Raw genomic sequence first — 21,827 nt, forward strand, 5'->3', positions numbered from 1 at the left:
AATGGATGAACATAGACCGGAACACAGCAAAGTCGCGTCACAACACGGCAGATTTTCTATCCGGTCGTAGGTGCCGGTCGGCGCCTTCTGTATGATTTTCGCCACACTCGGAACCGGCCCTCATGGCTTTTCTGAATTAAGGACAATTCATGCGCAAGCTTCTGCTCTCGGCCTTGACCCTCACCGCCCTATGCACCGGCCAGGCCCAGGCCAGCTCGGACGACATCTGCTCACCGACCTGGAAGCTCTATGCCAACCAGTTGGACAATTGCAGCAACCTGCCCTTTCTCAGCCCGGGCAACGACAGCCGGGTCAACCTGCGGCTGCTGCTGGCCGACCAGGGCAGCCTGCCCCTGACGCCCCGGCCCCTGATTCAGGATGAACTGGGCATGGGCTACGGTCCCGTGCCCTTCATGCACTATCGCCTGCACCCGGCGCCGCCCGAGCTCGACCCCGACACTGGCAACCCACCCAAGCCCGGCCCCTCGCCCGCCACCGCGCAGCTCGACAGCCTGCTGCAGGCCGTGGGCCTGCGTCGCGCCAATCAGGAAACCGCCGGCGACGGCTTTCTCTCCGGAGAAGGCAGCCGCTGCCGCAGCAACTCGGACGCCAGTGCCCTGGCGTTTGTCGAGCAGCTCGACCAGGCGCCACTGAGCCCGGAAGAACGCCAGGCCCTGGCCGAGGCCCGGGTGCAACTGCTGGCCAGCTGCGACTGGAACGCCAGCGAAATGAGCAAGCTGCTGCCGGGCAACCTGAACTCGCCAGCGGCCAAGGCGTTCGCCGGCTACCTGCAGGCCGCCGCCGACTTCTATAGCGGCCGCTTCAACGAAGCCGGCAACGGTTTTGCCGCGCTCAACGACAATCCCCAGCCCTGGCTGGCCGAAACCGCGGCCTACATGAGCCCGCGCACCCTGCTCAACCTGGCCCAGCAGAACGCCTTCGATGAATGGAGCATGGTCAATCTGGAGCATGTGGACAAAGCCGTCCTGCAACAGGCCGGCGCCGGTTTCGAGGCCTACCTGAAGACTTATCCACAGGGCCGTTACGCCGTATCCGCCAGAGGCCTGATCCGCCGTGTGCACTGGCTGGCGGGCGACACCCAGGCCCTGGCCGATGACTACGCCCAGCAACTGACCCAGGCACCCGGCACCCCGCGCAACATGCCTCTGGACGACCTGGTGGAAGAAGTCGACTACAAACTGCTGAGCCTGCCAGAAGACCACTTCAAGGCTCCGCTGCTGCTGGCGGTCAAGGACCTGATGCGCATGCGCGGCGCGCCATCGGCGCCTCTGACCCGGGACGCCCTGCAACAGCAGAAGGCCCTGTTCGCCAGCCAGCCGGCGCTGTTCGACTACCTCCAGGCCGCTTTCAGCCTGTATGTCGAACAGCAACCGGCGGCGGCACTCAAGCAACTGCCCAGCCAACTGCCGATGCAACTGGACTACCTGAGCTTCAGTCAGCAGACCCTGCGCGGCCTGGCCCTGCTGGCCCAACAGGACTGGAAAGGCGCCGAGGCGCTGTGGCTGCAACTGCTGCCCCTGGCCCAGCAACCGCTGCAACGCGAACAGCTGGAACTGGCCCTGGCCTACACCTACGAGCGCAGCGGGCAACTGGCCAAGGTGTTCGCCGCCGACTCACCAATCAAGACCGCCCAGGTGCGCACCATTCTCCTGCGCCAGGTGGCCTCGCCCAAACTGCTGCGCCAGCAGGCCCAACAGGCCGACTCGCCAGCGGAGCGCAACGCCGCGCGCTTTATCCTGCTGTACAAGGACCTGACCCGCGGCCAGTACGCGGCCTTCGGCCAAGACTACGAGCAACTGCCGCCCAGCCTCCCCGACGATAGCCTTGGCGCCAGCCTGGGCTATATCTACCTATTTACGCCGCCACTGCGCGACTTCCGCTGGAATGGCGCCCAACCTGAAGGGGAACAGCCGGACTACCGTTGCCCGAGCCTGGTGGAGACTGCCGCGCTCCTTGAGCGTGACCCGAAAGCGCCGGCCGGGCTGCTCTGCCTCGGAGAGTTCATGCGCCTGAACAACTTCGACCAGATGCCCCTGGACACGCCACCGAACGCCCAGTCCCTGGGTGGCACCCAGGACACCTTCCCCGGCAAGCCGTTCTCGCGACTCGACGGCTATCAAGTGGTGATCAACAACCCCAAGGCCAGCCGCGACGAACGCGCCTATGCCCTGTACCGGGCCATCTACTGCTACGCCTCCTCCGGCAACAACCGTTGTGGCGGCGCCGGCGTCGAGCCGGCCGTGCGCAAGGCCTGGTTCCGTCAGTTGAAGACCAAGCTGGGGGATACCCAATGGGCCCAGTCATTGCGCTACTACTGGTGAGAATCCAGTCCCTGGGCTACTGCCTGCTGCCGCTCTGGCTGTGGTGGGCCACCCCGGCGGCCGGCGCGACACAGGTGCAGGCCGCCGACCACGAGGCCTTCTGGCTGTGGAGCGGGGTCAAGACCCAGCCCGTGCTCGCCCAGGCCAAGACCCTGTACATCCTCCAGGGTCAGATCAGCCGCTCGCGACGTCACCCGGCCAGCGGCGTCCAGCTCATCGCCCAGGGCCTGCCGGTGTCGCGCCTGCCCCAGGAGCAGGTATGGGTGGTGTACCGCGCCCACACCCTGGCCTGGACCGAGCCGGTGTATCGCCAGTTGTTCGGCCAGCTGCAGCGCTGGCAGGCCACGGGCACCCCGGTGGTGGGCATCCAGATCGACTTTGACAGCAGCACCCGCGACCTCGAACGCTACGGCCGTTTCCTGCGCGACCTGCGCCAGCGCCTGCCCGCGCAGTACCGCCTGAGCATCACCGGCCTGATGGACTGGGGCAGCAACGCCGACCCGCAAGCCATCGGCCAGCTCCAGGGCGTGGTGGACGAAGTGGTGGTGCAGACCTACCAGGGCCGCCATAGCATTCCCAACTACGCAGCCTACCTGCCGCGCCTGGACCGCATGGGCCTGCCCTACAAGGTCGGCCTGATCCAGGGCGGTGACTGGCAGGAACCCCAGGCCCTGCGCGACAGCCCCTGGTTCAGGGGCTATGTGGTGTTTTTGCAGAATCCTTGAGAGCGAAGGCGGCCAGGCGGACACCTTCGCTGGCAAGCCAGCTTCCACAAACAGCCGAAAGCGGACCAGGGCCCTACGAATCAGTCAGATGGCCCCTTACCAGTCATAGGTCAAACTCGACACCATGGTCCGCCCCTCACCGTAGTAGCAGTCCCAGATGGTGGTGCAGTTGGCGACGTAGGTCTTGTCGGTGAGGTTCTTCACGTTCAGCGCCAGCTTCACGCCCTTCCATTGCAGCGGCGATTTTTCCAGGTCGTAGGTCAGGCTGGCGTCGTACACGGTGTAGGACGGGATCTGAAAGGCGCCGTCGTAATCAGTGCCATAGCTGCCCTTGACGTAGCGGGTGCCGACGCCCGCGCCCAGGCCCGCCAGCGGCGTGTCGCCAAGGAGCGTGTAATTGAGCCACAGCGAAGCGGTCAGCGGTGGCATGCCTGCCGGGTGACGCCCCTCGCGACCTTCGTTGTCCTTGGTGTACTTGATGTCGTTGCGCGACGCCGAGGCAATCAGGTCCAACGATTCGCCGAGGCTGGCCTTGGCTTCCAGCTCGATGCCGCGGGAACGAACCGCGCCGCTCTGGACGCTGCGCCCAGGGATGACCAGGTCAGGCGTCAGGATGTTTTCCTGGTCCAGCTGGTAGGCCGATACCTGGACGAAGCTCTCCTGGCCCGGTGGCTGGAACTTCACCCCCACTTCGTACTGTTTGCCAGTGGACGGCTCGAAAGCGCTGCCCCCGATGCTGGTGCCACTCAACGGCAGGAAGGATTCCGAATAGCTGACAAAGGGCGCCAGGCCATTGTCGAACAGGTACACCAGCCCGCCACGCCCGGTAAAGGACTGGCTCTTGGCATTGGTGTGCTCGCCGTTGAGCGGCGTCTTGTTATCGGTTTCCGCCCAATCGTTGCGACCGCCCAACACCAACACCCATTTTTCGTACTTGATCTGGTCCTGCACATACAGGCCGGTCTGAGTGATGGTGTTGTCCCACTGATGAGGGTTGCCGAAATTCAGCGACTGACCGTAAGTGGGGGTGAACATGTCGAGGATCGGCGGGTTGAAGTCGTACTTGCCGTCGAACTTGGAATTGAAGTGGTAGTAGTCCAGACCCACCAGCAGGGTATGGCTGAACGGCCCGGTGTCGAACTGGGCCTGGGCGATGTTATCCACGCCATAGACCTTGTTGTGCTGCTTCCAGTCGACGCCGTAGCGGGTCATGTAGCGCTGGTCGTTGAGCCCGGTCTTGGGGTTGCTGACGAACTTGTAGCCGTGCAGCGGCGCGCGGTAGCGGTCATCGACGTCGGCGTAACGGGCGTTCTGCTTCAGGGTCCAGACATCGTTCAGGCGATGGGAGAACTCGTAGCCGAGGACAAACTGGTCACGATCGTAGGCATTGACCCCGGGCTCGCCGAGGAACAGGTCGCGGTCGATCTTGCCGTTGGGGTTGGCGAACACCGTGCCGACGCTGGGCAGGCCCTGGGCCTCGGGCACGTCGTTGTCCTTCTGGAACTGGGCGAACAGCGTCAGCTGGGTGTCGTCATCGGGCCGCCAGGTCAGGCTCGGGGCGATGAACTGGCGCTGACGCTGCACGTAGTCGACGGCGTCCTGGCTGTCGCTGGCCAACCCGGTCAGGCGATAGAGGAACTGCCCCTGCTCATCCAGCGGCCCGCCCAGGTCCAGGCCGATGCTCTTGTGGTCATAGCTGCCGGCTTCCAGCACCAGTTGATGCAAGGGGGTTTCGGTGGGCCGCTTGCTGACCATGTTGACGATCCCGCCCGGCTGGTTCTGCCCGTAGAGCACCGAGGCCGGGCCCTTGAGCACTTCGATGCGCTCCAGGGCATAGGGATCGATCTGCAGGGCGCCGCCGGTACTGCCGCCGCCGTAGGGCAAATGCAGGCCATCGAGGTACATCGGCGTCGGGGAGAAACCACGGGAGGTGGGCTCGTCGAAAATCTTCACCCGGTCGGAAAAGCCACCGCCGGTCATGCCCGGGGTATAGAGCAGCGCCTCGGTCACGCTCTGGGCGCCGCGGGCCTTGATTTCCTTGGCGCCGATCACGTTGATGGTCTGCGGAATCTCCACCAGCGCCGAGTCGGTCTTGCTCCCGGTGGCGCTGCGCTTGGCGACAATTCCCGGCACTGCGCCCCAGGCATTCTCATCGATTTGAGTAACGCCGATCCGGGTCGGTGCCAGTTGCAGGGCGCCGTCCTGGGGCACCGCTTGCAGGCCCCAGCTGGCACCCGTTTGTACCGCCTGCAGGCCACTGCCGGCGAGCAGGGTCTGCAGGCCCTGCGCCACCTCGTAGCGTCCCTGCAGGCCGGCACTGTGCTTACCGGCGGTCAGGCTCGCATCCACCGACAGGAGAATCCCCGCGGCACCGGCAAAACGGTTCAGGACCTGATCCAGATTGCCGGCGGCAATCTGGTAGTCCCGCGCCTGGCTGAGGCTGTCACCGGCGGCCTGGGCAAGGCCCGGGCACACCGGGGCCATGGCCAGCAGCGCGACAAGGGCGTGGCGGCGGGCAGCGGTGCCCAAGGTCAAAATGGATGCTGTGGTCTGGTAAGGCATTCCTGAACTCCCCATGAGAATGCGTCTTGATCGGCTTTCATGGGGTATCCCGAACAACTCGGCAGAACCGACAACGGCCTGGCGAATTTTTATTCACGCGCGCGGCTTGAGGGTCACCCAGTAGCGCGTCACCGCGTGCGCCCGCACCGGCAACGAGCGCTCCAGGGCCGCGAGCACCGCGTCACTGTCCGCCAGGGGAAAGACGCCGGTGAGCAACAGGCCGGCCACCTGCTCGTCGCAGCGCAGCACCCCCGGTCGATAGCGCGCCAGCTCGGTGATGAACTGCCCAAGGGGCTGGCGCTCGGCAATCAGCCGGCCCTCGCTCCAACTGCTGGCGTTGACCTCGGCCACTTGCCGCGGGGCCACCCGCTCAGCGCTGAACCACAGGCGCTCGCCGGCATTGAGTTGCAGGGCCTGGGCATGCCGCGGGCTGACCCGCAACGCCCCCTCGTAAAGATCGACCCGGGTGCCGCCCGCCAGCTCGCGCACGGCAAAGCGCGTACCCAGGGCCTGGATGTCGCCGGCGGCGGTTTCAACGATCAGCGGCCGCGATGAGTCATGCCCGCTGGTAAGCAGGATCTCGCCCTCGATCAGGCGAATCCGCCGTTCGCTGGCGGTAAACAGCACATCGACGGCGCTGGCGCTGTTGAGGTCCAGGCGACTGCCATCGCTCAGGGTCAGGTGACGCACCTGCCCGGTGGCGCTGCGCTCCCCGGCAAAGGTCGCGCGCCAGGGCTGGCTGCCCTGCAGCAGATAGCCACTGCCGCCCGCCACCAGCAGCAAGCCGAGCAGCTTAAGCGCCGCCCGGCGCTGCGGATCCGGGGCCTTGGCCAGCAGCACATGGGCGCTGTGCTCCGGTACGCCTTGCAAGGTCTGTTGCAGTTGCTGCAAGCGTTGCCAGGCCCGCAAGTGCTCGGGATCGGCCTGTTGCCAGGCCTCGAAGGCCGCGCGCTGCTGCGGGCTCAATTGGCCGCCCCAATGCAGCATCAGCCACTCGCTGGCCTGCTCGACGACGCTGGGGGCGATGGGGGCCTGATGGGCTTTCATTCTGCGTAGAGCACCTGGTAGCAGGCCTGGATCGCGCGGGTCATGTACTTCTGCACCGAACTGACCGACACCTCCAGGCGCTCGGCGATCTGCGCATAACCCAAGCCTTCAAACTGCGACATGACAAAGGCCTGGCGCACCTTGTCCGGCATGCGATCGAGCATGGTGTCGATCTGCATCAGGGTTTCCAGGATCAGCGCGCGGCTTTCCAGGGAAGGGGTCTGCGGCTCCGGCAGGTGGGCGATGCTGTCCAGGTAGGCGCGCTCGATGCGCGCCCGGCGCCACTGGTCGATCACCAAGTTGCGGGCGATCTGCGCCAGGTAACTGCGGCTTTCCTGGTGCCCGGGAAAGCGCCCCGACAGCAACAGGCGCAGAAAAGTGTCCTGCGCCACATCCGCCGCATGCTCGCGATCGCCCAGGCGCTTGCGCAACCAGCCCTGCAACCAGCCGTGGTGATCCCGATACAGACGATGGAGCTGGGCGTTGCCGTCAGTGGTGGCTGGCATGAATGAAACTGCGCACATGATTGAGAGCAATTATCATTACACTTTTTTCTCAATCCAGGCAAAACGCTTTTCAAGGCGACGGGCTGGCGGCCTGCAACGGGTACACCGACTCCCAGCCGCCGCCCAGGGCCTTGTACAGCCCGACCATGGCCAACGACACCCCGGCGGAGCTTTCCACCCACTGCTCCTGGGTGGCCAGCAAGGCGCCCTGCACGGTCAGGACGTTGACGAAATCCACCACGCCCTCGACGTACTGCTGCTGCGCGGTACGCAGGGCGATCTGGTTCTGCCGCACCGCCTCGGCCAGGCTGTCGCGCCGCAACTGACTGGCGTTGTAGCGGGTCAGTTGATCGTCGATTTCATGCCAGGCCCGCAGCACGGTCTGCTGGTAAGCCAGGGCCGCTTCCTGCTGCTGGGCCTCGCGCAGCTGGAGCATGCCCCGCAGGCGTCCGCCGTCGAACAGCGGCAGGCTGAACTGCGGGCCGATGCCGAACTGGCGCGAGCCCCAGCTGCCGAAATCCGCCAGTTGCAGGGCCTGGGAGCCGACGTTGCCGGACAGGGTAATGCGCGGATAGAAATCGCCCTTGGCCACGCCGATGCTGGCCGTGGCCGCGTGCAGCCGGGCCTCGGCCTGACGGATGTCCGGGCGCCGCTCGGCCAGTTGCGAAGGCAGGCCGATAGCCACCCGGGACGGCGCTTGCGGCACGGGGGCGGCACTGGCCAGTTGCTGGTGCAGGGCCTGGGGCGGCTCCCCCAGCAGCAGGCTCAGGGCATTGATCAACTGCGCCTGACGCTGTTGCAGCGCAGGCCGTTGCGCCTCGATGGTGGCGACCTGGGCAGCGGCTTCGGCCACGTCGAGGTCGGTGGCCACACCGTCGGCCAGGCGCAATTGCGAGAGCTTCAGGCTGTGTCGGGCCACCTCCAGGTTCTGCTCGGTGACTGCCAGGATGTTCTGTACGCCGCGCAGCTGGATGTAGTCCTGGGCGGTTTGCGCCAGCACCGACAGCAGCACCCCGCGTCGATCGTTTTCCGCCACTTCCAGGGTCGCGTCGGCGGCCTCGGTTTCGCGCCGGACCCGGCCCCACAGATCCAGCTCCCAGGCCGCGGAGAAACCCGCTTCCCAGAGACTGAAAGCCGACTTGCCGCTGTTCCCCGAAGGGTCGTTCAGGCCTTCGGCGCTGTTGCGTTTGCGTGCGTAGCCGCCATTGGCCGAGGTGCTCGGGTAGCGCTCGGCGCTGATCACCTGGCGCGCCGCCCGGCTCTGCTGCAAGCGGCTGGTGGCCAGTTGCAGGTCGAGGTTGTCGCTCAGCGCCCGACGACTCAGGGCCGACAGTTGCGGGTCGTTGAACACCTCCCACCAGCGCTCCTGCATGGGGCTGTCCACTGCCCGGCTGGCGGCGCCTGGCGCAGGCAGCGACCAGGCCTGGACCTGGGTCGCCCGGGGCCGCTGAAAATCCGGACCGACGTTGCACGCGGCCAGGGACAGCAGGCTCAGCGCCAGCAGAGTGCGGAGCCCGTGGCCAGGGAGCTTGCTTGCGTTCGAGTGCGTAGCACTCGCCAGGCAGCCGTGGCGGGCGGCCTGGGCCACCGCGGCGCGCGGTTCCGGGGTCGCTGCGCTACCCAGCGGGAGCAAGCGCCCTCGCCACCAGGCGCCTGTGTGCTTGCGGGGTACGCTGCTCATCGCTGGGTCACCTCGCGGGCGCTGGTGGCCGAGCTGTGGGTGTCGACGCTGGCTTCCACCGACATGCCGACCCGCAGGCGCTCGGCCATCGGCTGGTCGGGCTCCAGGACAATCTTCACCGGAATGCGCTGCACCACCTTGGTGAAGTTGCCGGTGGCGTTGTCCGGTTTCACCGCGGCGAAGGTCACGCCAGTGGCCGGGGCCAGACTCTCGACGCGGCCCTGCAGGGTTTCGCCACCCAGGCTGTCGACCCGCACCTCGACGGTTTGCCCGGCGTGCATGGCGGTGAGCTGGGTTTCCTGGAAGTTGGCCAGCACATAGGCCTGCTGCAAGGGCACCACGGCGAGGAGCTTGCTGCCCGGGGTGACATAGGCACCGACCCGTACCGCGCGCTCGCCGACCATGCCGTCCACCGGCGCCACGATGCGGGTGTAGGACAGCTCGTAGCTGGCCATTTCCAGGGCCGCCTGGGCCCGCTTCAGGCTGCCTTCGGCGGCGTCGCGCTGGGCGGTGAGGATTTCCACCTGCTTGCGTTCCGCCGCCAGGGCCGCGGTGGCGGTGGCCACGCGGGCACTGGCCTGGTCGATGCGGGTCCTGGCTTGCTGGGCGTTCTGCACCGTACCGGCGCCGACCCCGGCCAGGTGGTTGTAGCGGTTCAGCTCATGCTCGGCAAAGGCCCGCTCGGCCTGGGCCGCGCTCAAGGCCGCCTGGGCCTGGGCAATCACCGAGCTCTGCCGGTCCAGGGTCGCCCGGGCGTTCTGCAACTGGGCCTTGGCCACCAGGGTTTCGGCATCCGCCGCCTGGGCCGCGGCCCGCAGGTCGCGGTCGTCGATCAGCGCCAGCAGTTGCCCGGCCTTGACCTGCTGGTTGTCCTCCACCAGCACTTCCTTGATGAACCCGGCCACCCGTGGCGCCACCAGGGTGTAGTCGGCGGCGATGAAGGCATCGTTGGTGCTCTGCGCGCCAGCGCGGCCAAACAGCCCGGGCACCAGCAGGTACACCAGCACACCAAGGGCGGCCACCGTCGCCACGGCGACGGCGATTTTATCTTTGCTCTGGATCGTCATAAAAACCTTCTCGTTCAGGTCGGCGCCCGCGGTGGATAGATCCGCGTCGGCAGCCAGAAAATCAGCAGGATCAGCGCGGCGGCCACCCCTGCCATGCAGAAATACAGATCGGCGCTGGTCAGCACCATGGCCTGCTGGTGCAGGCGCTGGGCCAGCCCGGCCACCCGGTCATCCACCAGGGGCGAGTTGCCCAGGCTGTCCACCAGCATCGTCGAGTGCAAATGCAGGCGGTGGGTGGTCAGCACATCCAGCACCCCGGTGGCGATCACCGCCGCCAGGCCCTTCACGGTGTTGAACCAGGCCGAGGCAAAAGGCCCTTCCAGCGGGGTGATGCTGCCGGTGGAGAGCATCAGCAACGGCAGCACCGCCATCGGCTGGCCGAAGATCTGCAGCAATTGCAGCCCATAGAAATCGTCACGGATCCAGGCCGAGGTCAGGTGCGTGCCGCCCAGGCAGGACAGCACCAGCAGGCCCAGGCCGATCCCCAGCACCCAGCGGCAATCGACCCAGCGCAGGTTGCACAGGGCCGCCACCAGGGGCAGGGCAATCAGTTGCGGCAAGGCCATCACCAGCATCACCGGAGCGGTTTGCAAGGGGCGATAGCCCTGGACCTGAGCCAGGTACGCCGACGGGATGATGATCACTGCGGTCAGCACCACCAGCACCCCGGCCAGGGTCAGCAGGGCGAAGGACAGGTTACGGATGCCGAGCATCTGCAACTTGAAGAAGGGAATCGGCTGCGACCATTCGTTGATCAGAAACAGCACCAGCAACACCAACCCGCCGACCAGCAGCAGGCCAATGAGCGGCGACTCGAACCAGTTCAGCCGGTTGCCCTGAAGAATGCCGATCACCAGCATGCAGATCGCCGGAAAACCCAGCAGCAAGCCGCGCCAGTTGAACTGCTGGCAACGCTCCAGGCGCAGCGGGTCCTGAGGCAGGCCGTAAGCCACCGCAGCCATGGCCAGCACACAGGGCGCCACCACCTGCCAGAAGGCCCACTGCCAGCCCACGTATTCGGTCCACAGGGCTGCCAGGGGTGTGCCCAGGCTGGGGCCGAAGGTGGCGGTCAGGGCGTAGCCGGCCAGGCCGTAGAGCTTGACGTTGGCCGGCAGGAAACGCAGGGCCACGGTCATCAGCATCGGCGGCAGGGCCCCGCCGGCCAGGCCTTGCAGGGTGCGCAGCAGCAACAGGCTCTGGTAGTTGGGGGCGAAGGGGCACAACACCCCCAGCAGGGTGAACAGCGCAATGGCGCAGAGGGTGAAACGCCGCAGGGAAAAGGTCACCGAGCACCAGGGCGCAAAGGCCATGGCCGCCACCGAGGTCGCGGTGTAGCACGCCACCAGCCAGGTGCCTTCGTCGAAACCGATGGACAACGCACCGCGGATATCCGCCAGGGCGATCTTGGTCACCATCTCGTTGAGACCGGAAACCAGCACCGCCAACAACACACCGACCAGACCGATGATGATTCGCGGCCCGAACACTGGTGGCGCAATGGCTGCCGGCTTGCTGGCGGCTTCAACCGAAGCAGGCGCAGCGACAGCGAGGGAACTCATGGAAATACTGCTCCAGACAAGAAAACCAGAGCAGTTTATGAACAGCCAGTGCTGACGAAAACTGACTTATCGACAGCTTATAAGTGCACCAGACGCAACAACTCACCCTGTTGACCGTAGGAGCTGGCTCGCCAGCGAGGAGGCCCTCAAGACCGCTTTCGCCGGCAAGCCGGCTCCTACGAAGAGGTCGGCTGGGCTTCTTGCCAGGTGGTCTGGCAGGAGCTGCGCAGGGTTTCGCGGAACCATTTGTGCGCCGGGTCCTTGTCGTAGCGCGGGTGCCAGGCCTGGGTCAGGACCAGGGTCGGCAGGGCAATCGGCAGCACGAACGAGCGCAGACGCAGGCCCAGGCGCGAGACGCTGAGCAGGGTCTCCTGGGGCACCGGCAGGATCAGGTCCGAATCCGGCAGCATGAACATTGCCGCATGAAAGCTCGGAGCAATCAGCGACACCCGCCGCTCCAGGCCCTGCTCCGCCAGGGCCGCGTCGATCGGTCCGCGGGCAATGCCGCGGCGCGACATGCTGATATGGGGGAACGCGGCAAAGCGCTCGGCGGTGATCTCTTCGTCGAACAACGGATGGTCTTCCCGTACCAGGCCGACAAAGGCGGTGGTGAACAGGTTCTGCACCTTCACCTCCGGGGTCAGCGGCCGGGTGTTGCTGATTCGCAGGTCGATCCGCCCTTCCCGCAGGGCCTCATCGTCGCCGTCGCCTTCGGGCACGAAACGCAGTTCGCACAACGGCGCCTGGCGCTCCAGGGTGTCGATCAGCCGTCCGCCGTAGACCCCGACAAAAAAATCGTTGGCGCGCACATTGAAGCGCCGGCGCAACGACAACAGGTCGACCTGATCCGCCGAACGGAACAACAGCGCGGCCTGCTCCACCAGATCACGCACCTGGCTGCGCAGTTCCAGCGCCTTGGGGGTGGGCACCAGGCCACGCCCGGCGCGCACCAGCACCGGATCGCCGAGGGCGTCGCGGATTCGCGTCAGGGTCCGGCTCATGGCCGCCGGGCTGAGGTTCATGCGCCGCGCGGCGCCGACCACGCTGCCCTCATCCAGCAGGGCATCGAGGGCCACCAGAAGGTTCATATCAGGGAGTTGCATGCTGAGCACTCATGACTGATCAGGGATGATCCGGACGCAATGCTAGCAGGCTTGGCGCCGAGGAAAATGAGGGAGATCAATCCTGACCCGTGAACCCACTACCCGCGCAGGAGCCGGCTTGCCGGCGAATGGGCCCTCGAACCTTGCATCGCGCTTGAGGACGCTTTCGCTGGCAAGCCAGCTCCTACGGTCGGGGGTGGGGGGGCTGGCGGACGAGGCAGCTCAGCGTTGCATGCCCCAGCGTTTCACCGTGATTCGCTCCAGGGTGTCGAAGATCAGGTTCTCCACCAGCAGGCCGATGAGGATCACCACCGCCAGCCCGGCAAACACCTTGTCGGTGTACAGCTCGTTGCGGTTCTGGAAGATGTACCAGCCCAGGCCGCCCTTGCCGCTGGTGGCGCCGAACACCAGTTCGGCGGCGATCAGGGTGCGCCAGGCGAAGGCCCAGCCGATCTTCAGCCCGGCCAGGATCGACGGCAGCGCCGCCGGGATCAGGATGAACAGCACCAGGCGCAGGCCCTTGAGGCCGTAGTTGCGCCCGGCCATGCGCAGGGTTTCGGAGACGCCGAGAAACCCGGCGTAAGTGTTCAGGGCCAGGGCCCAGAGCACCGAATGCACCAGCACGAAGATCAGGCTGTTCTGCCCCAGGCCGAACCACAGCAGCGCCAGGGGCAGCAGGGCAATGGCCGGCAGCGGGTTGAACATCGAGGTCAGGGTGCTCAGCAGGTCGCGGCCGAACTGGGTCGACACCGCCAGGGTGGTCAGGGCAAAGGCCAGGACAATGCCGATCAGGTAGCCCTTGAGCAGTACCACCAGGGAAATGCCCACCTTGCCCAGCAATTCGCCGCTGATCAGGCCCTGGTACAGGGCGCTGGCGGTTTGCACAAAGCCGGGCAGCAACAGGTCATTGTTCTGGTAGCGGGCCACGGCCTCCCACAGCAGCGCCAAAAGGATCAGGATCAGGCCCTTGCGCAGCCAGCCCTGTTGCCAGAGGCGCTGGCCCAGGGGCAGCTCTCGTTCCAGCGGGACTTGCAGCAAGGGTTGCAGGACGACTTCGTATTCTTCGCGCACGGGGGATGACTGGCTCATCGGGCGTTCCTCGTTCAACGGTGGCCTGACGGCTCAATAGGCGATGCGGATATCGGCGAAATCCACTGCGCTGTCGGTTTCCGGCCCCTGGCCTTCATCGAACAGCAAGCGGTGAATGCGGCGCGCGGTCTGCTGGAAGGCCACGCCACCCAGGCTTTGCAAGTCGTACTGGTGGCTGTGGACTTCCGCCCGCACCCGCCCCGGATGCGGCGACAGCAAAAGGATGCGGTTACCCACCACCAGCGCCTCCTCGATGGAGTGGGTGACGAACAGCAAGGTGAAGCGCACCTCCTCCCAGAGCAGCAGCAACTCCTCCTGCATCTTGCGCCGGGTCAGGGCGTCGAGGGCGGCGAAGGGTTCGTCCATCAGCAGGATCTTCGGCTGCATGGCCAGGGCCCGGGCGATTGCCACCCGGGCCTTCATGCCACCGGACAGCGTGTGCGGGTAGGCATCGGCAAAGGCTGCCAGTCCGACTTTTTCCAGGTAATGCAGGGCGCGCTCCTCGGCTTCGCGACGGCCGAGGGTTTTCGACGCCAGCAGGGGAAACATCACGTTCTGCTTCACGGTTTTCCAGGGCGGCAGTTGATCGAACTCCTGAAACACCACGATGCGGTCCGGCCCGGGCTGGCTGACGCGCTGGCCTTGCAGGCGAATTTCGCCCTCGCAGGGCTGGATAAACCCGGCCACCGCCTTGAGCAGGGTCGACTTGCCGCAGCCCGAAGGCCCCAGCAGGACAAAACGATCGGCTGGATCAACCTCGAAACTCACCTGGTGGGTGGCCCGCACCACGCGCTGCGGGGTGCGGTATTCCAGGCTGACTTGATCCACCGCCAACAGCGCTTCGGCGGTGGCGGTGGGGTTGCTGGCCGTGTGGCCTGGCAAGGGGGCGTTCATGGCCATCAGCTCCCTTGCAGCGGTTTGGCGTCCTGGAAGAAGTAGTCCTTCCACGATTCCGGCTTGTTCTTGATGGCGCCAACCCGGTACAGGAACTCCGCCAGCGGGTAGGTATTTTTCGGCGTCACGCTGAATTCGAACTGCGGGTTATCGATGATCTTCAGCAGCGCGGCGCGGTCGATCTTGGCCTTGGTCACGCGGATGTAGGTATCGGCGGCCGCGCCTTTGTCGTTTTGGGCGAACTCGGCAGCTTCAGCCAGGGCTTCGACGAAGGCCTTGTAGGTCTTGGGGTTGTCGTTGCGGAATTTTTCGGTGGCAAACAGCACCGTCGGCGAGTTCGGGCCCAGCAGGTCGTAGGTGTTGAGCACTACATGCACGTTGGGGTTCTCCAGGGCCTGGTCCTGGAACGGCGGGTTGGAGAAGTGCCCGGTCAGCTCGGTGCCACCGGCAATCAGCGCGGCGGTGGCATCCGGGTGCGGCACGGCGATGGTGTATTTGTCCAGGCGATTGAATTCCTGGTCGCCCCATTGCTTGGCCGCAGCGTACTGCAGGAAGCGCGACTGCACCGAGACGCCCACCGCCGGCACCGCGATGCGGTCCTTCTCGGTGAAGTCGGCGATGGTCTTGACCTGGGGATTGTTGCTCACCAGGTAGTAGGGAAAGTTACCGAGGGAGGCCACGGCCTTGACGTTCTGCCGGCCGTGGGTGCGATCCCAGATGGTCAGCAGCGGGCCGACGCCGGCCCCGGCAATGTCGATGGAGCCCGACAGCAAGGCGTCGTTGACCGCCGCGCCGCCGGACAGCTGGGTCCAGTCGACCTTGATGTCGATGCCCTCTTGCTTGCCGTGTTTTTCGATCAGGTGCTGATCGCGCACCACGTTGAGCAACAGGTAGACGATGCCGAACTGTTCAGCGATGCGGATCTGGCCTTCGGCCTGGGCGGCGGCGGGCGCCACCAGGCTGCCGGCCAGCAGGCTGAAACCCAGGCCGATGGCCGTGGCCAGCTTGCCGAGGCGGGGAATGAAGGGAATGGATAAGGACATGGTGATTCTCCTGCCGAGCCGGCCGATCAGTAAGGGGCGTCGCCCTGGATGGTGGTGCGATACAGCTTGCGGCGCAGATGACTCGGGCAACCGGCGGCCAGGTGGATCAGCGAGCGGTTGTCCCAGAACACCAGGTCATGGGGCTGCCATTGGTGGCGGTAGACGTTGTCCGGCAGCACGCTGTGGGCGTACAGCTAGGCCAGCACCTGGGCGCTTTCGTCCTCCGGCAGGCCGATGATGCGGGTGGTGAAGCCTTCGCTGACGAACAGTGCCTTGCGGCCGTTTTCCGGGTGGGTGCGGACAATCGGGTGCACCACTTCGGCGACCTGGGCCAGTTGCTCCGGGGTCAGGGTCGGGCGCCAGTTGCCCTCGAACTTGGTTTCGCTGTAGCGCGCCGTGTAGGAATGCGCGGCACTGCGGCCCTGCACCGCCTTGCGCAGCGCCTCGGGCAGCTTGTCCCAGGCTTTGTGCATGTCGGCGAACAGGGTGTCGCCGCCTTCGGCCGGCAGCTCCTGGGCGTGCAGCATCGAGCCCAGGCTTGGCAGCTCCTTGTAGGACAGATCCGAGTGCCAGAACTTGCCGGCATCCCCCAGGCCGATGGACTGGCCGTTCTCGATGATGTTGGAAACGATGAGGATTTCCGGGTGCCCGGCCAGCAGGAACTGCTTGAGCACATGGATCTGCAGCTCGCCGAAACGGCGGCTGAAGGCGATCTGTTGTTCGGGGCTGATGCGCTGGTCGCGGAACACCACCACGTGATGATCCAGGTGGGCGCGGTGGATGCGGGCGAAGTCCTGGTCGTTGACCGGCCGGGACAGGTCCAGGCCGATGATCTCGGCGCCGACGGCGCCGTTGAAAGGACGGATTTCGAAGGCTTGTGCGGCAACGGCGGCGGCACTGGCTGATGCAGACATGACTGAAACTCCCGCGCAGGCGCGCCCAAGGCGCGCGCGTCGATCAGAAACTCACGGAGATCCCGTGTGGGTTCATTTCGTGCGGCGCGCCGATTGGTCGGCAGGTACGCAGGGAGTCGACTTTATAGATATAAGAAAGCGAATTTAAATACCGTTAGCGAATAACGATATGTTGATTCGAGCGGCGCGATACCGGGGGACGCTGCGCTGTCGACGGCTCGATGAGACGAACTGCAGGAGCCGGCTTGCCGGCGAAGGCGCTCTCACGGGCCCCTTCGCTGGCAAGCCAGCGCCTACAAGGCTGGCAAGGTCGCCTTTTACGCGGATCAGCGTTCGTGCAGGGCTTCGGCGCGGGCGCGGATGATCGGCTTGAGCAGGTAGCTGAGGATGCTCTTCTTGCCGGTGATGATGTCCACCGAGGCGACCATCCCGGGGATGATCAGCAGCGGTTTTTCATCGGTGCCCAGGTGGCTGCGGTCGGTGCGCAGCTTGATCATGTAGTAGGTGGTCTTCTTGTCTTCGTCGGTGATGGTGTCGGCGCCGATCTGCTCCAGGCGGGCCTTGAGGCCGCCATAGATGGTGTAGTCATAGGCGCTGAACTTGACCACCGCTTCCTGCCCCGGGTGCAGGAAGGCGATGTCCTGGGGACGGATCTTGGCTTCCACCAGCAGGGTGTCGTTCAGCGGCACGATTTCCACCATGTCGCTGCCCGGCTGGATCACCCCGCCGATGGTGTTGACCATCAGCTGCTTGACGATACCGCGCACCGGCGAGGTGACCAGGGTCCGGCTGACCCGGTCTTCCAGGGCCTTGCCGGTGGCGCTGGCCTTGTTCAGCTCGGTGCGCGCCTCGTTGAGCTGGGTCAGGGCTTCGCTGCGGAACTTGCCGCGGGTTTCATCGATCTTGCGCTGCACTTCCTTGATCGCCGACTCGGCACGGGGAATGGCCAGGGTGGTGGCGTCCAGCTGGCCACGGGTTTCCACTTCGGCGCGCTTGAGCCGCAGCACTTCCACCGGCGACACCGCGCCCTGGGCCACCAGGGGCTCGGACATGGCGATTTCCTGGCGCTGCAAGCCCAGTTGCTGGCGGTATTGGGCCTGCTTGGAGGTGAACTCACGCAGTTCCTGCTGCTTCTGGATCAGCTGTTCCTGAAGGCCGCCAATCTCGTCATGCAGTTGCTGGCGACGGCTCTGGTACAGGGATTTTTCGCTGGCCGCCTGGCCGGGCGCGTCCTTGACCGCGTCGGCGGGGAAGTTCAGTTCGCGCTCATCCACTTCGGCGCTCAGGCGCTCGACCCGCAGCAGCATCGATAGGCGCACAGTCTCGGTCTCGCCGACGTTGGACTGAAAGCGCGTGTCGTCCAGGCGAATCAGCGGCGCACCGGCTTCCACCACCTGGCCTTCCTTGACGTACAGCTCGGAGACGATCCCGCCTTCCAGGTTCTGGATCTTCTGCACCTTGGACGACGGAATGGCCTTGCCCTCGCCCTTGGTCACTTCGTCGATCACCGCGAAGTTGGCCCACAGCACCAGGAACAGGAAGAAGGCGATGATGCCCCAGATGGTCAGGCGGATGACCCGCGGCGCATCCTCGATCAGGGCCTTGTTGACTTCGGGCAGTGGCTGCCCCTTGAGGGAATCGCTGCCTTTGAAATAGCGGCGGATCGAGTCCTTGAATCCCGACTTAAGCAACACTGATCTGCCCCTTCTTCAACGCTTCCATCACTACCGCTTTCGGGCCGTCGGCCAGGATCTGCCCTCGGTCCACCACCAACAGCCGGTCCACCAGGGACAGCAGCGACGCCCGGTGCGTCACCAGGACCACGGTCTTGTTCTGCACCACCGATTCCAGGCGCTGCTTCAGGCGCTCTTCACCGGTGTTGTCCATGGCGCTGGTGGGCTCGTCGAGCAGCAGGATCTGTGGATTGAGCAACAGGGCACGGGCCAGGGCGACGTTCTGTCGCTGACCGCCGGAGAGGTTTTGCCCACGTTCGCCTACCTGCAACTCATAGCCTTGCGGATGCAGCCGGGCAAATTCATGCACCCCTGCCAGTTCGGAGGCCTGCAGCACCAGTTCGTCGTCGACGTAGCGGGCACCGGAGGTCAGGTTGTCGCGCAGGGTGCCGGCCAGCAGCTGGATGTCCTGGGGCACGTAGCCGATGTTGTGGCGCAATTCGCTGACGTCGATCTGGCGGATGTCCACACCGTCCACCAGCAAGGCCCCGGAGTCCGGCTGGTAGAGCCCCACCAGCAGCTTGGCCAGGGAGCTTTTGCCGGAACCGCTGCGGCCGATGATGCCGACCTTCTCGCCCGGCTTGATCGTCAGGTTGATGTTCTTCAGTGCCGGGTTCTGCTGCCCCGGGTAAGTGAAATTCAGCAGCCGGCATTCGATGGCGCCCTGCAGCACGTTGCGGCTCAGGGGACGCTCGTCGAAATTGCGCTCCTGGGGCAGTTCCATCATCTGGTCCACCGAGGTCATGGTGACGCGTGCCTGCTGGTAACGGGTCAGCAAGCCGGACAGCGAGGCCAGCGGGCTCAGGGCCCGGCCGCTGAGCATGTAGCAGGCGATCAGACCGCCCATGCTGAGGTTGCCGTCGATGATCTGGTAGACGCCGAAGACGATCATGGTCACCCCGGCCAGTTGCTGGATCAGCAAGGTGATGTTCATCGCCAGGCTGGAGAGCATCTTCACCCGCAGCTCCAGACGGCTGAGGGTGCCGATGGTCTGTTCCCACTGGTACTGACGCTCGCTCTCGGCGTTGTTGACCTTCACGGCGTCCAGCCCGGCCAGGGTTTCGATCAGGCTCGACTGGCGCTCGGCGCCCAGGGCCATGGTTTTCTCCATGGTCGCCACCAGGGGCTTCTGCAAGGCGTAGCCGATGCCCAGGGCAAGGGGGAAGGCCAGCACCGGGATCCACACCAGGTGGCCGCCAAGGATGGCGATCACCAGGAAGATCAGCAGGGTGAAGGGCAGGTCGATGAGGCTGGTGAGGGTCAGGGACGCGAGGAAGTCGCGCAGGCTCTGAAACTCATGGATGTTCTGGGCGAAGCTGCCGACCCGGGCCGGGCGGTACTTCATGGCCATGCCGACGATGCGTTCGAACAGCGTGGCGGAAATGATCAGGTCGGTCTTTTTACCCGCCAGGTCCAAACAGAGGCTGCGCAGGCTCTTGAGGATCAGGTCGAAGATGTAGGCGCCCATGATGCCGATGGACAGCACCCACAGGGTCGAGGTGGCCTGGTTGGGCACCACCCGGTCGTAGACGTTCATCACGAACAGCGGCGCGGCCATGGCGATGATGTTGATCAACAGGCTGGCGGCGATGGCGTCGGCATACAGCCAGCGCGAGCGCTTGAGGGTGTCGCGGAACCAGGAGCGGGCCCGGGGAATCAGCGAACCGTGATTGACGTCGAACTTGTGCTGGGGCTGGGCGAAGAACACCTGCCCGCTATAGTCGTCAGCCACCAACTGGCGATCAACGCACACCTCGCCGCCATCGCTTTCGCTGAGCAGCAGGCGCGCCTGATCTTCACCTTGCCAGCCCAGGAGCACGGCGCTGCGACCGTTCTTGAGCAACAGCAGGGCGGGCATGGCGATGGTCGGAATCTGCTCGAGCTTGCGGCGCAACACGCGCCCCTGCAGCCCGGCCCTAGCCGCTGCGCGGGGCAGCAACTCGGCGCTCAGGCGCTGTGACGGCAATGGCAGACCGGTGGTCAGCATGGCCGCACTGGCGGGCTTCTGATGCAGGAAGCAGAGGGTCAGCAATCCATCCAGCAAGGGGTCGTCATGCATACCGCGTGGATCATGACTAAATTGCGCTCGACTGGCTTCTGATTCCACGCTGGACACTCTTGGCTGGCTGTTGGATGAAAGTAGCTCAATTCATCCCAGGCAGCTGGACCTTGGGCTTCGCATCGTTCTGCACGACGGAAGCCATAGGTGCGACCACTCCCTGGCTCTTGAGCAACTCGCCCATGGTCGCCTTGATTCGGTACTGAGTAAATAACTGAATGTTCTTGATCTCGGCCAGACGCCGGGATGCGGTGAACAACTCGTTTTCGCTGTCGAGCAAGTCCAGCAGGGTACGTTCGCCCAGGCTGAACTGTTTCTGGTAGGCGGTGCGCACTGCCGTGCTGCGGTCAACATATTCCTGGGCAATCGGCACCTGGGCATTGGCGTTGTTCAAGGCGTTCCAGGCCAGGCCCAGCTCCTCGTTCAAGACCCGCAAGGCGTTGTTGCGGATATCCAGGGCCTGGTTCGACTGGTAGGCCTTGGACTCCAGGTCGGCCTTGTTGCTGCCACCGGCGAACAGGTTGAAGCGCATGCGCAGCATGGCCTGCCATTCATTGTTGTGGCCGTTCTGGCCGTCCAGGTCGTTGTCTGCGGTACGGCCCAGCTCCGCGTCGAAACGTGGGTAGAACGCCGACTTGGCGGCGTCGTACTGCTTCTCGGCAGCCACGATGTCGGATTCGGCGGAGCGCAGGATCGGGCTGTTTTCCAACATCTGGCGGCGGGCCTCATCGAGGTTGGCCGGCATCAGCGCCATAAAGCTGGCAGGACGCTCCAGCTGATCCGGCATCTGCCCTACCGCACTCAGGTAGTTGGTCTGGGCGTCGGCCAGGTTGGTCTGCTCGGTGATCAGGTTGTTGCGGGCCTGGGCCATGCGCGCTTCGGCCTGATCGAGGTCGGCGCCGCTGCCCACGCCACGCTGGGTGCGCAGCTTGATCTGGTCGTAGATGCGTTCGTGATTGCGCAGATTGTCTTCTGCCAACTGTACGAATTGACGGCGGGTCAGCACGTCCAGGTACACCTGGGCGACGGTCAACGCCGTGCGCTCGGAGGTGCCGAGCAGGGAATAGGCCCGGGAATTGACGGTGGCTTGTTGACGCCCAACTTCACTGGACGTGGCAAAACCGTCAAAAACCATCTGCTGGAGACGTAAACTTGACTCTCCGCGATTCAGCGTCTCCCAGTGATTACTGCCAGTACCCGCACGAGTACTGGGGTTATCGGTACCCTCGCGACCATAGCCGGCGAGCATGTCGACACGTGGCAGATAGCCACCTTTGGCGGCTTTGAGCTGATAGTCAGCGGCTAGACGGCTGTTGACCCCGGCTTGAATTTCCGGGTGCACATCCAGTGCTTTCTGCATGGCTTCGGGGAGTGTTTGTGCCTGCACGAAACTCGCGGCTAAGGCGAACGGCAGGGCCTTTAACAGGTGAAAACGCATGATAGAAATTTCCCTCGGACAGCATGTCCAGAAACACGTCAAAACGTGGCGCCACATCGAATGAT

Annotated in this window: 15 protein-coding genes and 1 pseudogene; 2 read left to right on the forward strand and 14 right to left on the reverse strand. The window is 65.0% G+C overall.

The genetic code is table 11. The features are described 5' to 3' along the window. Positions 1-149: 149 nt before the first annotated feature. Positions 150-2,342: an outer membrane assembly lipoprotein YfiO gene (locus tag GWQ44_RS15490; protein ID WP_275927706.1), complete on the forward strand. Its 2,193-nt coding sequence runs from the start codon at positions 150-152 to the stop codon at positions 2,340-2,342. Continuing rightward, positions 2,312-3,067, forward strand: coding sequence for a DUF3142 domain-containing protein (locus GWQ44_RS15495; RefSeq protein WP_275927707.1), 756 nt, complete (start codon positions 2,312-2,314; stop codon positions 3,065-3,067). The genes GWQ44_RS15490 and GWQ44_RS15495 overlap by 31 nt, the downstream gene beginning before the upstream one ends. 96 nt (positions 3,068-3,163) lie before the next feature. On the opposite strand, the gene GWQ44_RS15500 is transcribed toward GWQ44_RS15495, so the two are convergent. The 14 genes and pseudogenes from GWQ44_RS15500 to GWQ44_RS15565 all read right to left on the reverse strand — a co-directional run bounded on the left by GWQ44_RS15500 (position 3,164) and on the right by GWQ44_RS15565 (position 21,762). After that, on the reverse strand, positions 3,164-5,629 hold the full coding sequence (locus GWQ44_RS15500; protein WP_275927708.1) for a TonB-dependent siderophore receptor: 2,466 nt from the start codon (positions 5,627-5,629) through the stop codon (positions 3,164-3,166). Positions 5,630-5,722: 93 nt separating this feature from the next. Further along, complete coding sequence (locus GWQ44_RS15505; RefSeq protein WP_047300774.1) at positions 5,723-6,676, reverse strand: FecR domain-containing protein; 954 nt, start codon at positions 6,674-6,676, stop codon at positions 5,723-5,725. Beyond that, positions 6,673-7,182, reverse strand: coding sequence for a sigma-70 family RNA polymerase sigma factor (locus GWQ44_RS15510; protein WP_016967904.1), 510 nt, complete (start codon positions 7,180-7,182; stop codon positions 6,673-6,675). The genes GWQ44_RS15505 and GWQ44_RS15510 overlap by 4 nt, the downstream gene beginning before the upstream one ends. Before the next feature lie 70 nt (positions 7,183-7,252). Beyond that, positions 7,253-8,863, reverse strand: a complete 1,611-nt coding sequence (locus GWQ44_RS15515) for an efflux transporter outer membrane subunit (RefSeq protein ID WP_275927709.1) — start codon at positions 8,861-8,863, stop codon at positions 7,253-7,255. After that, positions 8,860-9,930: an HlyD family secretion protein gene (locus GWQ44_RS15520; protein WP_047300772.1), complete on the reverse strand. Its 1,071-nt coding sequence runs from the start codon at positions 9,928-9,930 to the stop codon at positions 8,860-8,862. Before GWQ44_RS15520 ends, GWQ44_RS15515 begins: the two co-directional genes overlap by 4 nt. 14 nt (positions 9,931-9,944) lie before the next feature. After that, entirely contained in the window at positions 9,945-11,489 is a 1,545-nt protein-coding gene (locus tag GWQ44_RS15525; protein WP_047300770.1) for an MFS transporter, read from the reverse strand. Positions 11,490-11,665: 176 nt separating this feature from the next. Then, positions 11,666-12,592, reverse strand: a complete 927-nt coding sequence (locus GWQ44_RS15530) for a LysR family transcriptional regulator (protein ID WP_047300769.1) — start codon at positions 12,590-12,592, stop codon at positions 11,666-11,668. Positions 12,593-12,814: 222 nt separating this feature from the next. Next, on the reverse strand, positions 12,815-13,681 hold the full coding sequence (locus GWQ44_RS15535) for an ABC transporter permease (RefSeq protein ID WP_210713740.1): 867 nt from the start codon (positions 13,679-13,681) through the stop codon (positions 12,815-12,817). 33 nt (positions 13,682-13,714) lie between these two features. Further along, on the reverse strand, positions 13,715-14,575 hold the full coding sequence (locus GWQ44_RS15540) for an ABC transporter ATP-binding protein (protein WP_047300805.1): 861 nt from the start codon (positions 14,573-14,575) through the stop codon (positions 13,715-13,717). 5 nt (positions 14,576-14,580) lie between these two features. After that, positions 14,581-15,606 (reverse strand): ABC transporter substrate-binding protein, encoded by a 1,026-nt coding sequence (locus GWQ44_RS15545; RefSeq protein WP_275927717.1) that lies wholly within the window; start codon positions 15,604-15,606, stop codon positions 14,581-14,583. A gap of 38 nt (positions 15,607-15,644) precedes the next feature. Beyond that, positions 15,645-16,532, reverse strand: a pseudogene (locus GWQ44_RS15550) (TauD/TfdA family dioxygenase). Between the two features lie 326 nt (positions 16,533-16,858). Then, complete coding sequence (locus GWQ44_RS15555) at positions 16,859-18,226, reverse strand: HlyD family type I secretion periplasmic adaptor subunit (RefSeq protein ID WP_103740968.1); 1,368 nt, start codon at positions 18,224-18,226, stop codon at positions 16,859-16,861. Continuing rightward, the gene (locus GWQ44_RS15560; protein WP_016967920.1) at positions 18,216-20,372 is read right to left on the reverse strand and encodes a type I secretion system permease/ATPase; all 2,157 of its coding nucleotides are present in this window, start codon (positions 20,370-20,372) and stop codon (positions 18,216-18,218) included. The genes GWQ44_RS15555 and GWQ44_RS15560 overlap by 11 nt, the downstream gene beginning before the upstream one ends. Positions 20,373-20,409: 37 nt before the next feature. Next, complete coding sequence (locus GWQ44_RS15565; RefSeq protein ID WP_016967921.1) at positions 20,410-21,762, reverse strand: TolC family outer membrane protein; 1,353 nt, start codon at positions 21,760-21,762, stop codon at positions 20,410-20,412. Between the last annotated feature and the right edge of the window lie 65 nt (positions 21,763-21,827).

It is taken from the genome of Pseudomonas sp. 3MA1 (assembly GCF_029237275.1).
GTDB lineage: Bacteria > Pseudomonadota > Gammaproteobacteria > Pseudomonadales > Pseudomonadaceae > Aquipseudomonas > Aquipseudomonas fluorescens_AP.

Excerpts from the sequence above, each read along its gene's own strand:
- GWQ44_RS15540 (WP_047300805.1), bottom strand. The coding sequence starts at position 14,575 with ATGAACGCCCCCTTGCCAGGCCACACGGCCAGCAACCCCACCGCCACC.
- GWQ44_RS15515 (WP_275927709.1), bottom strand. The coding sequence starts at position 8,863 with ATGAGCAGCGTACCCCGCAAGCACACAGGCGCCTGGTGGCGAGGGCGC.
- GWQ44_RS15510 (WP_016967904.1), bottom strand. The coding sequence starts at position 7,182 with ATGCCAGCCACCACTGACGGCAACGCCCAGCTCCATCGTCTGTATCGG.
- GWQ44_RS15495 (WP_275927707.1), top strand. The coding sequence starts at position 2,312 with ATGGGCCCAGTCATTGCGCTACTACTGGTGAGAATCCAGTCCCTGGGC.
- GWQ44_RS15535 (WP_210713740.1), bottom strand. The coding sequence starts at position 13,681 with ATGAGCCAGTCATCCCCCGTGCGCGAAGAATACGAAGTCGTCCTGCAA.
- GWQ44_RS15490 (WP_275927706.1), top strand. The coding sequence starts at position 150 with ATGCGCAAGCTTCTGCTCTCGGCCTTGACCCTCACCGCCCTATGCACC.
- GWQ44_RS15525 (WP_047300770.1), bottom strand. The coding sequence starts at position 11,489 with ATGAGTTCCCTCGCTGTCGCTGCGCCTGCTTCGGTTGAAGCCGCCAGC.
- GWQ44_RS15565 (WP_016967921.1), bottom strand. The coding sequence starts at position 21,762 with ATGCGTTTTCACCTGTTAAAGGCCCTGCCGTTCGCCTTAGCCGCGAGT.
- GWQ44_RS15520 (WP_047300772.1), bottom strand. The coding sequence starts at position 9,930 with ATGACGATCCAGAGCAAAGATAAAATCGCCGTCGCCGTGGCGACGGTG.
- GWQ44_RS15530 (WP_047300769.1), bottom strand. The coding sequence starts at position 12,592 with ATGCAACTCCCTGATATGAACCTTCTGGTGGCCCTCGATGCCCTGCTG.
- GWQ44_RS15500 (WP_275927708.1), bottom strand. The coding sequence starts at position 5,629 with ATGCCTTACCAGACCACAGCATCCATTTTGACCTTGGGCACCGCTGCC.
- GWQ44_RS15505 (WP_047300774.1), bottom strand. The coding sequence starts at position 6,676 with ATGAAAGCCCATCAGGCCCCCATCGCCCCCAGCGTCGTCGAGCAGGCC.